This is a genomic window from Pseudomonas sp. NLJ1 (genome assembly GCF_049486705.1).
GTDB classification, from domain to species: domain Bacteria; phylum Pseudomonadota; class Gammaproteobacteria; order Pseudomonadales; family Pseudomonadaceae; genus Aquipseudomonas; species Aquipseudomonas inefficax.
Genome location: NZ_CP137735.1, coordinates 2,883,966 through 2,897,290 on the forward strand (window position 1 = coordinate 2,883,966; position 13,325 = coordinate 2,897,290).

At 62.4% G+C, this 13,325-nt stretch carries 11 protein-coding genes and 1 pseudogene; 9 read left to right on the forward strand and 3 right to left on the reverse strand.

From position 1 onward, the window contains the following. Positions 1 to 40 precede the first annotated feature (40 nt). Both R9B85_RS12990 and R9B85_RS12995 read right to left on the reverse strand, forming a co-directional pair. Complete coding sequence (locus R9B85_RS12990) at positions 41 to 991, reverse strand: homoserine kinase (protein WP_112251726.1); 951 nt, start codon at positions 989 to 991, stop codon at positions 41 to 43. A gap of 69 nt (positions 992 to 1,060) precedes the next feature. Continuing rightward, positions 1,061 to 1,348, reverse strand: a complete 288-nt coding sequence (locus R9B85_RS12995) for a DUF2782 domain-containing protein (protein WP_013970316.1) — start codon at positions 1,346 to 1,348, stop codon at positions 1,061 to 1,063. A gap of 75 nt (positions 1,349 to 1,423) precedes the next feature. Here R9B85_RS12995 and polA point away from each other — a divergent pair, with 75 nt between their 5' ends. Then, positions 1,424 to 4,171 carry a DNA polymerase I gene (gene polA / locus R9B85_RS13000; RefSeq protein WP_207878743.1) on the forward strand — a complete coding sequence of 916 codons (2,748 nt, stop codon included), beginning with the start codon at positions 1,424 to 1,426 and terminating at the stop codon, positions 4,169 to 4,171. 401 nt (positions 4,172 to 4,572) lie between these two features. On the opposite strand, the gene yihA is transcribed toward polA, so the two are convergent. After that, positions 4,573 to 5,205, reverse strand: coding sequence for a ribosome biogenesis GTP-binding protein YihA/YsxC (gene yihA / locus R9B85_RS13005; RefSeq protein WP_003252993.1), 633 nt, complete (start codon positions 5,203 to 5,205; stop codon positions 4,573 to 4,575). 201 nt (positions 5,206 to 5,406) lie between these two features. On the opposite strand from yihA, the gene R9B85_RS13010 reads away from it, so the two are divergent. From R9B85_RS13010 to R9B85_RS13045, 8 genes and pseudogenes are all read left to right on the forward strand, one after another. Next, positions 5,407 to 5,709, forward strand: coding sequence for a c-type cytochrome (locus R9B85_RS13010; protein WP_015268479.1), 303 nt, complete (start codon positions 5,407 to 5,409; stop codon positions 5,707 to 5,709). Between the two features lie 31 nt (positions 5,710 to 5,740). Then, entirely contained in the window at positions 5,741 to 6,358 is a 618-nt protein-coding gene (locus R9B85_RS13015) for a c-type cytochrome (protein WP_003256951.1), read from the forward strand. A 195-nt stretch (positions 6,359 to 6,553) separates the two neighbouring features. After that, positions 6,554 to 7,186, forward strand: a complete 633-nt coding sequence (dsbA, locus tag R9B85_RS13020) for a thiol:disulfide interchange protein DsbA (protein ID WP_112251729.1) — start codon at positions 6,554 to 6,556, stop codon at positions 7,184 to 7,186. 34 nt (positions 7,187 to 7,220) lie between these two features. Then, a pseudogene (locus R9B85_RS13025) lies at positions 7,221 to 8,053 on the forward strand (endonuclease/exonuclease/phosphatase family protein). 27 nt (positions 8,054 to 8,080) lie between these two features. Beyond that, on the forward strand, positions 8,081 to 10,024 hold the full coding sequence (locus R9B85_RS13030; RefSeq protein WP_112251731.1) for a GGDEF domain-containing protein: 1,944 nt from the start codon (positions 8,081 to 8,083) through the stop codon (positions 10,022 to 10,024). Positions 10,025 to 10,118: 94 nt separating this feature from the next. After that, on the forward strand, positions 10,119 to 10,514 hold the full coding sequence (locus tag R9B85_RS13035) for a hypothetical protein (protein ID WP_112251732.1): 396 nt from the start codon (positions 10,119 to 10,121) through the stop codon (positions 10,512 to 10,514). A gap of 66 nt (positions 10,515 to 10,580) precedes the next feature. Then, on the forward strand, positions 10,581 to 11,369 hold the full coding sequence (locus R9B85_RS13040) for an N-acetylmuramoyl-L-alanine amidase (protein WP_423770278.1): 789 nt from the start codon (positions 10,581 to 10,583) through the stop codon (positions 11,367 to 11,369). Between the two features lie 321 nt (positions 11,370 to 11,690). Continuing rightward, positions 11,691 to 13,295 carry an EAL domain-containing protein gene (locus tag R9B85_RS13045; protein ID WP_112251734.1) on the forward strand — a complete coding sequence of 535 codons (1,605 nt, stop codon included), beginning with the start codon at positions 11,691 to 11,693 and terminating at the stop codon, positions 13,293 to 13,295. Positions 13,296 to 13,325 lie beyond the last annotated feature (30 nt).

Below are 13,325 nucleotides of genomic sequence, written 5' to 3' on the forward strand. Positions count from 1 at the left end.
CCTGTGGGAGCGGGTTTACCCGCGAAGAAGCAAACGCGGTCTAGAGGGCAAACGGCAGGTGCAAGGCCACCTGCTGACGCTGCGCCAAACGCACTTCGAACTCGCTCGGGTCATGGATCATCACATCCATCCCGGCAAACGATTCTGCTGCAATCAGGCGCGACAGCCAGAAGCGCACGCAGCCTACCCGCAACATCTCCGGCCACAGCTCGGCTTCGGCTGCGGTGAACGGCCGCAGCGCCGCATAGGCTGCCAGCAACGCCTGGGCGCGTGGCACATCGATCGCGCCGTGTTCATCCAGGCACCAGTCATTCACGGTGATGGCGATGTCATACAGCATCGGCCCGGAACAGGCGTTGTAGAAGTCGATCACACCGGTCAGGTGTGTGCCTTCGAACATCACGTTGTCGCGGAACAGGTCGGCGTGCAGGTTGGCCCGTGGCAGCGCCAGGATCTGAGCCTTGTGCGCGCTGATTTCGTCCAGCGCCGGCTGCAGCAGCGCGGCTTGCTCGGCGCTGAGGCGCGGCAGCAACTCGGCACCCGAGGCCAGCATCCAGTCCAGGCCGCGGTCGGTGCGGCGCTCGATGATGTGCTCGCGGGTGGCCAGGTGAATATGGGCCAGCAGCTCGCCGACCTGGGCGCAGTGCTGGGCGTTCGGTGCCTTGATGTGCTTGCCCGACAGCCGTGGCTGCAGCAGCGCCGGCTTGCCGCACAGCTCGCGCAGGCCGTTGCCGTCGCGGTCACGAATCGCATAGGGCACCGGCATGTCGGCCGCGTGCAGGGTGTCCAGCAGCTCGATGAAGAACGGCATGTCCTCGCTGGGCCCGCGCTCGATAAGCGTCAGGACGAACTCCCCCTGTTCGAGGCTGACGAAGAAATTGCTGTTTTCGGTGCCGGCGGCGATGCCCTGGAAGTCGAGCAGACGGCCCAGCGCGTACGGTGCCAGAAAGGTTTCCAGCTCAGGCCGGGTCACGGGGGTGAAGACTGACATGATGAAGAATTGCCCATACGGGCACTTCCGCCGGGAAGTGCCGGGTTGATGTGAACGGTGCGCGTCAGATTACCACTCGAAGATCTTCCAGGACGGAATCAGCATGTCCGGCTGGTCGGATCGAATGAAATTGCCATCAGAGCCATCGGCGCGTACCAGGAAATAAGGCTTGCCGTTTTTCGGCGTGATCTTGATTGCATACAGGAACCCGTTCTGCCGGTACTCCTGGATGGTTTTGTCGCCTTCCGTGCGAATGGTCACCTCGGGATCGGCCGAGGGGGCGTCGTCCGCCGCCAGGGTGACGACAGGCATGGTTGCCAACAGACCGAGCAGTAACAGGCGATTGAGTGTACGCATGATAACCTTGTCCCTTTGTCGTCAATGATTCTGGCTATTCTAGCGCCGGACCCGTCGAAAAGGTTGATTCTGCTCATGAGCCAAGCGCCCCTCGTCCTGGTGGACGGTTCCTCCTACCTGTACCGCGCCTTTCACGCGCTGCCGCCGCTGACCACCTCCAAGGGCATGCCGACCGGCGCGGTGAAGGGGGTGCTGAACATGCTCAAGAGCCTGCGCAAGCAATACCCCGACAGCCTGTTCGCGGTGGTGTTCGACGCCAAGGGCGGTACCTTCCGCGATGCCATGTTCGCCGAATACAAGGCCAACCGCCCGAGCATGCCGGACGACCTGCGGGTACAGATCGAGCCGCTGCATGCCAGCGTCAAGGCGCTGGGCTACCCGCTGCTGTGCGTGGAAGGGGTCGAGGCTGATGACGTGATCGGCACCCTGGCGCGCAGCAGTGCAGCCCTGGGCCGGCCGGTAATCATCTCGACCGGTGACAAGGACATGGCGCAGTTGGTGGACGGGCACATTACCTTGGTCAACACCATGACCGGAAGCGTGCTGGACGTAGCTGGCGTGCACGAGAAATTTGGCGTCGGCCCGGAACACATCATCGATTTCCTGGCCCTGATGGGCGACAAGGTCGACAACATTCCCGGCGTGCCAGGTGTGGGCGAAAAAACCGCAGTGGGCTTGCTGACCGGCATCGGCGGTGGCCTCAGCGACTTGTACGCCAACCTGGACAAGGTCCCGGCGCTGGCCATTCGCGGCGCCAAGACCCTGCCGGCCAAGCTGGAAGAGCACCGCGACGCCGCGTTCCTGTCTTATGAGCTGGCTACCATCAAGGTCGATGTGCCCCTGGATATCGAAGTAGATGCCCTGGTGTGCGGCGAGCCGGACCGTGAAGCGTTGCTGGCGCTGTACACCGAGATGGAGTTCAAGAGCTGGGTCGCCGAGGTGCAGCGTGACGCGGCCAAGGCCGGTGACGACATCGCGCCGATCGTGGAGCAAGCGGCCAAGGCCGAGCCCAGGTATGAAACCATCCTCGACCAGGACCGTCTCGACTTCTGGCTGGAGAAGCTGCGCCAGGCGCCACTGTTCGCCTTCGACACCGAAACCACCAGCCTGGACGCCCAGCAGGCGCAACTGGTTGGTGTGTCGTTCGCTGTCGAGCCGCATGAAGCGGCCTATGTGCCGCTGGCCCATGACTATGAGGGGGCGCCGGTTCAGCTGGACCGCGCAGCCGTACTACTGGCGCTGAAGCCGCTGCTGGAAGACCCGGCCAAGGCCAAGGTCGGGCAGAACGCCAAGTACGATATCAACATCCTCGCCAACGGCTCACCCGCCATCGAAATGCGCGGCGTGGCCTATGACACCATGCTCGAGTCGTACGTGCTGAACTCTACCGCCACCCGTCACGACATGGACAGCCTGGCGCAGAAGTACCTCGACCACACCACCATCGCCTTCGAGGACATCGCCGGCAAGGGCGCCAAGCAACTGACCTTCAACCAGATCCACCTGGACAAGGCCGGCCCCTACGCCGCCGAAGACGCCGACATCACCCTGCGCCTGCATCACGCGCTGCAGGCACGCCTGGCGCAGACACCGAGCGTGCAGCCGGTACTGATGGACATCGAGATGCCGCTGGTGCCGGTGCTGGCCAGGATCGAGCGCCAGGGTGCGCTGGTCGATGCCGCGCTGCTGAAGGTGCAGAGCGGTGAGCTGGGGGTGAAGATGGCTGAGCTGGAGCAGCGCGCCTATGAGCTGGCCGGTGAGGAGTTCAACCTCGGCTCGCCCAAGCAGCTGGGTGCGATTCTCTACGACAAACTGGGCATGCCGGTGCTGAGCAAGACCACCAAGGGCCAGCCATCCACGGCAGAAGCAGTGCTCGATGAGCTGGCCGAGCAAGGCTACCCGCTGCCTGAGGTACTGATGCAGTACCGCAGCCTGAGCAAGCTCAAGAGCACCTACACCGACAAGCTGCCGGGGCAGATCAACCCGCGCACCGGGCGTATCCACACCTCCTACCAGCAGGCGGTTGCGGCCACCGGCCGGCTTTCGTCCAGCGACCCTAACCTGCAGAACATCCCTATCCGTACTGCCGAAGGCCGGCGCATCCGCCAGGCCTTCGTCGCCAGCCCGGGCTACAAGCTGCTGGCGGCGGACTACTCGCAGATCGAGTTGCGCATCATGGCCCACCTGGCCAAGGACGAAGGCTTGCTGCATGCCTTCCGTAACGACCTGGATGTGCACCGCGCCACGGCCGCGGAGGTATTCGGCGTAGCTCTGGAAGACGTCACCACCGACCAGCGTCGCAGTGCCAAGGCCATCAACTTCGGCCTGATCTATGGCATGAGCGCCTTTGGCCTGGCCAAGCAGATCGGTGTCGACCGCAAACAGTCGCAGGATTACATCGACCGCTACTTCGCCCGTTACCCGGGCGTGCTGGCCTATATGGAGCGCACCCGTGCCCAGGCTGCGGAGCAAGGCTTTGTTGAAACCTTGTTCGGCCGCCGCTTGTACCTGCCTGACATCAATGCAAAGAACCCGGCTCTGCGCAAAGGCGCCGAACGCACGGCGATCAACGCCCCCATGCAGGGCACTGCGGCCGACATCATCAAGCGGGCCATGGTCAATGTGGATAACTGGCTGAGCGAGAGCGGGCTGGATGCCCGGGTGATCCTGCAGGTACACGACGAACTGGTACTTGAAGTGCGCGAGGACTTGGTTGAGCAGGTTAAAGATGAAATTCGCCTGCACATGAGCAAGGCCGCGCAACTGGATGTGCCGCTGCTGGTCGAGGCAGGAATTGGTGCGAATTGGGACGAAGCTCACTGATCCGACGCGCAAAGCTGTGTAGGATCCGTGACGTAGGGATGCGGATCCTGGCACTGCTCAGTGCCAGTGGTGCTGAGGTTTCATGAAACTATCGCAAATAGTTTTCAGGGCTTTGGAACTAAACCGGTGAAGCGGAACTCAGAGTAACTGAATGGCTGGTGAAGCCTTTCGATGCTCCTATGTTGTGTTAAGTGTTGGCAGATATCTGGACCCCGCCCTAGCGGTCCGGACTTGGACCCCGAACTTCCCCCTCCCCATACGAAGTCCGGGGTTTTTTTTGCCCGGAATTTGACTTATGGCTAGTGGAGAACCCTGTGGGAGCGGGTTTACCCGCGAATGCGATGTCGGATGCACCGCCGCATTCGCGGGTAAACCCGCTCCCACAGGTTACGAGCAAGCCTTCAAATGACTGGCTTGTCTTCCAGCTCCATCCAGTCCGCCAACACGCGATAAGCATCTTCCACGCCCAGGCGCTTGGGCGCCGAGAACAGCTGGATGGTCACGCCGTCGCCCCAGCCCTTGCGGATTTCCGACTGCACCTTGAGCAGGGTGTTCTTGCCCGCGCCGTGGGTCAGCTTGTCGGCCTTGGTCAGCAAGATGTGCATCGGCATGCTGCTGGCCTTGGCCCAGTCGAGCATCATCTTGTCGAAGTCGGTCATCGGGTGGCGAACGTCCATCATCAGGATCACGCCACGCAGGCACTCCCGGCTGCCCAAATAGGCTTCCAGGTGTTTCTGCCAATGTTGCTTGAGCGGAATCGGGACTTTTGCATAACCGTAGCCCGGCAGGTCGACCAAACGCCGTTCATCGTCCAGACTGAAGAAATTCAACAGCTGGGTGCGCCCGGGGGTTTTCGAGGTGCGTGCCAGGCTGGCATGAGTCAGGGTATTGAGGGCGCTGGATTTGCCGGCGTTGGAGCGGCCGGCGAAAGCCACCTCGTAACCCTGGTCGTCCGGGCATTGTTCGACCTTGGCAGCGCTGAGGGCGAATTTGGCTTTCTGGCAGAGGCCGAGGATGGGGTTCTTGACTTGCATGGGATATCCGATGTGGGTGTTGCCTGACTCTTCAGGTCCGAGCCTGGCAAGCGGTGTCGTTTCCGTTTGGATGGCGGAAGTATATAATGCCCCAGTTTTTGTGTGCTCATTCTCCCAGCGAAGGAGAACGGGCATGGGGTGTCGAACAATAGCTCGCGCAACAGAACGCAGCGCGGCCCCCAACCCTGAAGGTCGTTCCGCATGGCGAAATGGCTGCTTGCTGTCGGTATGTTCCTGCCGTTTTTCAGCGCACAGGCTACACAGGATCCCGAGGTGTTGTACAACCGCACGTGTGCGGCCTGTCACACCGGGCAGTTGCCACAGGCACCCAGGCAGGGTGACCGGGCAGCATGGGAGCCAAGGCTGGCGCAAGGCATGGATGTACTGGTGAAGCACGTTACCCAGGGTTTCAAGGCTATGCCGCCGCGTGGATTGTGCATGGACTGCAGTGCCGAGGACTACCGTTTGGTCATCCTTTGGATGAGCGGCAGTCCCGATACATAACATTTCACCCTTAGCCGTGTTGGATTAGCTGATGAACAAACTAGTCGTGAGTCTGCTGTTGACCCTGGGTGTCGCAGGTGCGGCCACTGCTGCGCAACCCGTCAAAGGCGATGCCGCCGCCGGCCAGGCCAAGACGGCCGTCTGTGGCGCCTGCCACAACCCCGACGGCAACAGCCTGGCACCGAACTTCCCGAAACTGGCCGGCCAAGGCCAGCGCTACCTCGAAAAACAATTGCACGACATCAAGTCGGGCAAGCGTACCGTGCTGGAGATGACCGGCATGCTGGCCGCGTTCAGCGACCAGGACCTGGCCGATATCGCCGCCTACTTCTCCAGCCAGAAAGGCAGCGTGGGTGCCGCCGATCCCAAGCTGGTCGAACGTGGCCGGGCGCTGTTCAACGGCGGCGACCTGGAAAAAGGCATGCCTGCCTGCACCGGTTGCCACTCGCCTAACGGCGCGGGTATCGCCTTGGCCGGCTTCCCGCACCTGGGCGGGCAGCACGCGCAGTATGTGACCAAGCAGCTTACCGACTTCCGCGAAGGCAACCGCACCAACGATGGCGATGCCATGACCATGCGCACCATCGCCGGCAAGTTGAGCAACCACGATATCGAGGCGTTGGCCAGCTACATCCAGGGTCTGCACTGACGCCTTGGGTAGCCGGCGATGGGCCATTACAGGCGGCGTATTAACTTTCAGTTAATGTTGTAGGCCAATGATTAAAGGGCGGCGGGACCGCCCTTTTTTCCGTCCGCAGCCGTTACACTACAGAACTCGACCCCTTCGCGGCTTGTCTCAGTGCAGGTCGCGTCGTGGCGACCAATGACTGTCCAGGAGTAAAGCATGCGTAAACTGATTCTCAGCGCCGCGCTGGTCGCTGCCAGCGTATTCGGTATGACTGCCGTCCAGGCCGCCGAGCCTGTCGCCGGCAAGGAATACCTCGAGCTGAGCAACCCTGTTGCGGTTTCCGTGCCTGGCAAGATCGAAGTGGTCGAGCTGTTCTGGTACGGCTGCCCACACTGCTACCACTTCGAGCCGACCATCAACCCATGGGTCGAAAAACTGCCGAAGGACGTCAACTTCAAGCGCGTACCGGCCATGTTCGGTGGCGCATGGGACGCGCACGGCCAGATGTTCCTGACCCTCGAAGCCATGGGCGTCGAGCAGAAGGTGCACGCCGCGGTGTTCGATGCCATTCAAAACCAGCGCAAGCGCCTGACCGACCCGCAGGACATGGCCGACTTCCTCGCCACCCAAGGCGTGGACAAGGACAAGTTCCTCGCCACCTTCAACTCGTTCGCCATCAAGGGTCAGGTCAACCAGGCCAAGGAACTGGCGAAGAAGTACGAGATCACCGGCGTACCGAGCATGGTGGTCAACGGCAAGTACCGCTTCGACCTGGGTACTGCCGGCGGGCCGGAAGGCGTACTGAACGTTGCCGACCAGCTGATCGCCAAGGAGCGCGCCGCTAAGTAAGCGGCGTAACCCATGCGCCGCTTCAGAACCGCGCGTGGCATTGGCCTGCACCAGCCGCAGGTCAACGAGCATCACCTGCAGGCCCCTGGCCTGCCCGAGGATGGTCGCCTGCGGCTGCTCAGTTTCAACATCCAGGTGGGCATCAGCACCGAGCGCTACCGGCATTACGTGACCCGCAGCTGGCAGCACCTGCTGCCGCACAACGGGCGTGCCGGCAACCTGCAGAAAATTGGCCAACTGCTGGGCGACTTTGACCTGGTGGCCTTGCAGGAGGCCGATGGCGGTAGCCTGCGCTCGGGCTACGTCAATCAGGTCGAGCACCTTGCCCACCTGGGGGCCTTCCCCTACTGGTACCAGCAACTCAACCGCAACCTCGGGCGTTTTGCCCAGCACAGCAATGGCGTGCTCAGCCGTCTGAAGCCGCAGCTGCTGGAGGATCACCCGTTGCCCGGCCCGTCTGGGCGTGGTGCGATCCTGGTGCGCTTTGGCGAGGGTGAAGATGCGCTGATCGTGGTGATGATGCACCTGGCCCTGGGAGCCAAGACCCGCGCCTTGCAGCTGGGCTACATCCGCGAGCTGATTGGCGGCTACCGCCACCAAGTGCTGATGGGTGACATGAATACCCATGCAACCGACCTGCTGGAGCACTCGCCGTTGCGCGACCTCGGCCTGGTTGCCCCACAAGTGGAAGCCACCTTCCCCAGTTGGCGCCCACAGCGGTGCCTGGACCACATCCTGCTCAGCCCGAGCCTCACGCTGGAGCGTGTCGAGGTGCTGGCGCAGCCAATTTCCGACCACCTTCCCGTTGCTGTCGAGATTCGATTGCCTGATGCATTGACTGTGGATACGCTGCCGGTCCTGAGCTAATTGCCATCACCGTTTGCGGACCCGGGCATGACTGAAGACGCTGAGCGCTGGAAAGAGAAATACCTGAAAAGCATCGAGCAGCAGGAAAAGCTCGAGCGCCGTTGGGACGCCCGTCTCGACCTGCTGCGTCGCGGCCTGGTACGCAGCACCCTGGCTGCCGAAGGCAGCGACAAGGTGGTGGACCAGTGCATGAAGGAAATGCGCGAGGTCATCCGCAGCGACAACATGGACGCCGGCCTTGCAGGGTTGATTCCACGTCTTGAGAAGGCGGTGCTGGACTCCGAGCAGCGCCGGGAAGCCCGCATGAACCAGGTCAGCGATGCGCTGGCCGCACTGGTGGGCCAACTACAAGGCCTGCCATTGCCAAACGATGTGTCGCGGCCGTTGAAAAAGCTGGCGAAGAAGCTCGATGGCGGGGTGGCCCAGTCACGTGACTTGCCACCGTTGCTGGGCGAGTTGAGCGGCTTGCAGGGCCGCGCGCTGTCAGCCTTGGGCAAGTCGGCTGAGGACGCCCGGCCCGGCTTCTTGCAGCGCTTGTTCGGCAGCCGCGAGGATGATCTGCAAGGCGAGCCAGAGCTTGTGCCGCTCGCGCTTCCGGTTGTCGAGGCGCAGCCCTTGGTGGCACCGGCCGCCGTCGATGCCCCGCAGGCCGACGATGTGGACGCGCTCCAGCCGCTGCCAGCCTCTTCAGCTTCTGTTGTCGAAGCACCCGTAGCGTCGGAGCCCGTGCTGGAGGCTCCTGGCCCGGCGCTGATCGAAACGGCCGAACTGGCACCGGCCCCGCTACCGCAGCCGCTACCGGACGATGTGCCGGCACCGGAAGCTGTCACCAGCGAATCTCCGGCTGAAGCAGAACCGGCACAAACACTCGAAGAAACCTTCGGCGAAGATGGCACCTACGCCCTGCCTTACGCTGTGGAACCGCCCTACAGCCAGGTTGCCGAGCACATCGAGCACACCCTGATCGGCCTGCTCGATGACCTCAGCCTGCCGGAGCGACACAAGGCCCAGGCGCTCGAGATGCGAGAACGGGTCGCCCGCGGCCTGAACTGGTATGAGCTGATCCCGGTGCTGGATGACCTGGCCGTGCTCATGCTGGCAATCACTGACAGCGGCCAGCACGAATTCGAAACCTATCTGCAGCAGCTCAACGAACGCCTGGAAGGTTTCCAGAGCCACCTGCACGAGGCCAGCGCCGGCCATGCCGACAACAGCTCGGCCGCCCGCGAGCTGGATACCCAGCTGCGTGAGCACGTCGACGGGCTGCAGAGCAGTGTGCAAGGCGCCGCCGACGTCGACAGCCTCAAGCACATCCTGGAAAACCGCCTGGAAGGCCTGTTGGTGACCATGGACGAGCACAAGCATGAGCGTGATCGCCGCGAGCAGGAGCTGGCTGGGCGCCTGCAAGGGCTTTCGGAGCGGGTGGCGAGCATGGAGCACGAGGCACTCGGCTACCGCGAGCACCTCGAAGAACAGCGCCAGAAGGCCTTGCTCGATCCCCTCACCGGCTTGCCCAACCGAGCGGCCTGGAGCGAGCGGGTCGAGCGCGAAATGCTCGAATGGCAGGCACATGGCGGCCATCTGGCGATGGCGATCCTCGACCTGGACCATTTCAAGCGTATCAACGACAGCTATGGGCACCTGGCTGGGGACAAAGTACTGAAGATCGTCGCCGACCAGTTGCGCAAGCGCCTGCGCAGCGGTGACTTCATCGCCCGTTTTGGCGGCGAGGAGTTTGTCCTGTTACTGCCGCAGACCTCGCCGGCCGCCGCTGCCCAGATAGCCGAGGTGCTGCGAGCCACGGTCGAGGCGTGCCCGTTCCACTTCAAGGGCGAACGGGTGGTGATCACCACCTCCATCGGCCTGGGTGCATTCCGGTCCGGCGAGCGCGGCGACCAGGTGCTCAAGCGCGCTGATGCGGCGCTGTACCGGGCCAAGGAACTGGGGCGCAATCGTGTCGAGCAGGGGTAGATAGTTACCGCGCTAATGGTGGCGTGTGGATCGAAACTGGCAAGGCTGGCCAGCAGGTGGCCGGCCTTCGTCGCTCCATACAAGGAACCGGAACATGAAAATTCGAGCATGGTACGTGCCGCTCATGATCGGGCTGGCTTTCCAGGCCAGCGCCCACGCCAAGCAAACCATCCTGACAGCGCATATTGCTGCGGATGGCACGCTGATGCAGCAGTCGCCGCAATGGATCAGCAGTATCGAACTGCAGGCACAGCCCAACTACTTCAACCAGTACAAGATTCTGCTCAAGCCTTCCGCCGTGTCAGGTAACCCTCGTTTCTGTGTGGCTTCACCTATCGATGCCAGTAGCTATGAGCGGCAACTGCATGGCCAAGCCAAGGTCATCGGTGCTCCGCTAACCAGCCATGTGACCGTCATGACCCAGTTGGTGGATGTTGAAAGCGCAAGCGGTGACAACGCGCTGGAGTTCATGCTGATGTGCAGCCGCTGACTCGCGGCAAGCACGGCCCTTGGGGAGCACGTTATACTGTAGCGCTCATACGCTGAGGCCACTGACGTGCTTTCCACGCTTAAAAAAACCCTGATTCCCTTCCTGCTGTTGGCTGTCGCCGGTTGCTCGACCGGCCTGCGCGTCGACCGTAGCCACCCTTCGGTCAACCAGGACAACCGCATCCAGTTCGTTGTCCTGCATTACACCAATGCTTCGCTGGAGCGTTCCCTGGCGTTGCTCACCCATGGCGAAGTGAGCAGCCATTACCTGATTGGTGACGGCCCGGCGACGGTGTACCAGCTGGTGGATGAAAGCCGCCGCGCCTGGCATGCTGGTGATAGCCAGTGGCAGGGCCGGACCTGGCTGAACTCCTCCTCCATCGGTATCGAAATCGTCAACCCGGGTTTTACCGACACGCCGAATGGCCGGGTCTGGCATCCTTACAGCGAAGCGCAGGTCCAATCGCTGATCGCGCTGCTCAAGGACATCGTCAAACGTAACAATATCGAACCACGGCACATCATTGGCCACAGCGATATCGCACCGCTGCGCAAGCTTGACCCGGGGCCGCTATTCCCGTGGAAGCGCCTGGCCGACGCCGGATTGGGTGTCTGGCCGGATGCCAATGCCGTGGCACGGCAGCAAGCCTATTTCAGCGTCAACCCGCCGAGCGTTGGCTGGTATCAGCAGGAGCTGACCCGGTTTGGCTATGCGATCGAGCAAACCGGGGTACTGGATGTTGCCACCCGCCATGTGATCGCCGCGTTCCAGATGCGTTTCCGCCCGCAGCGCTTCGATGGCATGCCGGATGCGCAGACGGCGGCGATGCTGCAGGTGCTTAACCGGATGCGTTGAGCCGCCAGCGAGGTTCTGTGGGAGATTGCCCAGCCCTTTGGGCTGCGCTGTCGCACAGATAACTGAATTCGCAAGCGATCCTCGTGCCCTGTGGGAGCGGCTTTAGCCGCGAAGAATCCAACGCGGTGCCAGCCACCGCGTTTGCTTCTTCGCGGGCACGCCCGCTCCCACAGAGTCCGCGTAGCGCCTGCAAATCGAGTTCTCTGCGCGACAGCGCAACCTTGGGAGATGGCCATCTCCCAACAAGCAAACGAAGCGCCAAACGGCAAAGGTGATTCCTGATCCAGTTGCTATACCTTAGTTATCAACTGGATGCCTTCGATGTCAGCCTTCATCGCCTTGCTGCGCCAAATTTTTTACCGTCCCTGGATGCTGGCCACATTGGCAGCACTGGCCAGCGCGGCTCTGTTGCTTTCTGCCAGTATCGGCATTGCCCTGCAACAGATGAAGCAAAGCGAGAGTGCACAGATGAACGCCCAAGGCGAACGCTTTCTCGAGCGCCTTGAGCAGGTGTTCGGCCAGTTGCGCGAAGGGGTCGACCTGTTGCAGGCGCAGCCCTTGCGCGGCTGCAGCCCGGCGATGCTGACGGCATTGCAGCAGGTAGGCCTGAGCTCACGCTTCATATATGAAGCGGCATACGTGGATGGTGATATCGCCTGTTCGAACCGCGGTGATGAGCGGGCGTTCGAACCCTTGCGCATCCCCGACATCCAGGGGCCGACTTACAGCTACTGGCTGAACACCACGACCGAGCCGAACGAGAACCTGGCCGCATTGATGCTGGGGAGGGGCAAGTTCGTGGTGTCCACCTCTCGTGGGCACCTGACCGATGTGGTCGACCTGCCCCCGGGCGGTAGCCTGGTCGTGGTGCTGGACAACGGCACCCGGGCTATCCCCGTGCTGGGCCCCCCGCAGGTATGGCCGCCACCCTCGGCCTGGTCGACCAGCCACAAGTCGCTGCTCGAACTCAGCGATCGCCTGATCTACCGAATGCCGACCAAGTCACCGGACTACCAGTTGGTGTTGATTGCCCCGAGGGCGAGCCTGCCGTTGAGAATGAACGGCATGCTCTGGCTTCTGTTCCCCGGCAGTGTGCTGGCGGCCTGCTGCATCGGCTGGCTGGTGTTGCAACTGATCCTGCAGCGGCGGTCGATGAGCTCGGAATTGCAGAATGCCCTGCGTCGCGGCGAACTGCAGGTGCTCTACCAGCCGATCTTCGAGCTCGACAGCCGGCGCTGTGTCGGGGCGGAGGCCCTGGTGCGCTGGCGTCGCCCGGACGGCACCCTGACCAGCCCGGACCTGTTCATCCCGTTGGCGGAAAACACCGGGCAGATCCGCCAGATCACCGACTTTGTCCTGCAGCGTGTGCTGGAACAGTTAGGGCAACTGCTGCGCTCGCACCCCAACTTGTACATATCGGTGAACCTGGCGGCTTGCGATGTGATGGTGCCGCGCATTGGACGGGTGGCGGCACGCTTGCTGGCCATGCACCGGGTAGCGGCCAGCCAGATTGCCTTCGAGGTGACCGAGCGCGGCCTGATCGATGTGGTGGTGGCGCGCGACAACCTGCAGGCGCTGCGCGCGGTGGGGCATCAGGTGCTGATCGACGATTTTGGTACGGGTTATTGCAGCCTGGCCTACCTGCAAACCCTGCCGGTGGACTGCTTGAAGATCGACAAGGCCTTTATCGATGCCCTGGGGCACGACGCCGCCAGCAGCGGTGTTGCGCCGCATATCATCCGCATGGCCCACGACCTGCACCTGCGGGTGATTGCCGAAGGCATCGAGTGTGAAGACCAAGCGGTACTGCTGACCAGCGAAGGGGTCAATTATGGCCAAGGCTGGCTTTTTGCCCGGCCACTGAATGCCCGGCAGTTTGCCGAACTGGTGACCCGCGGACGGTTGCCGCGGCGGGTTGAGCATTGAGTGATCCTGCACCGGCGATGGGGCCGTGAC

Coding starts and splice junctions, on each gene's coding strand:
- R9B85_RS13015 (WP_003256951.1), top strand. CDS start 5,741: ATGAACAAACTAGTCGTGAGTCTGCTGTTGACCCTGGGTGTCGCAGGT.
- dsbA (WP_112251729.1), top strand. CDS start 6,554: ATGCGTAAACTGATTCTCAGCGCCGCGCTGGTCGCTGCCAGCGTATTC.
- R9B85_RS12995 (WP_013970316.1), bottom strand. CDS start 1,348: ATGCGTACACTCAATCGCCTGTTACTGCTCGGTCTGTTGGCAACCATG.
- R9B85_RS13010 (WP_015268479.1), top strand. CDS start 5,407: ATGGCGAAATGGCTGCTTGCTGTCGGTATGTTCCTGCCGTTTTTCAGC.
- polA (WP_207878743.1), top strand. CDS start 1,424: ATGAGCCAAGCGCCCCTCGTCCTGGTGGACGGTTCCTCCTACCTGTAC.
- R9B85_RS13045 (WP_112251734.1), top strand. CDS start 11,691: ATGTCAGCCTTCATCGCCTTGCTGCGCCAAATTTTTTACCGTCCCTGG.
- R9B85_RS12990 (WP_112251726.1), bottom strand. CDS start 991: ATGTCAGTCTTCACCCCCGTGACCCGGCCTGAGCTGGAAACCTTTCTG.
- R9B85_RS13030 (WP_112251731.1), top strand. CDS start 8,081: ATGACTGAAGACGCTGAGCGCTGGAAAGAGAAATACCTGAAAAGCATC.
- R9B85_RS13035 (WP_112251732.1), top strand. CDS start 10,119: ATGAAAATTCGAGCATGGTACGTGCCGCTCATGATCGGGCTGGCTTTC.
- yihA (WP_003252993.1), bottom strand. CDS start 5,205: ATGCAAGTCAAGAACCCCATCCTCGGCCTCTGCCAGAAAGCCAAATTC.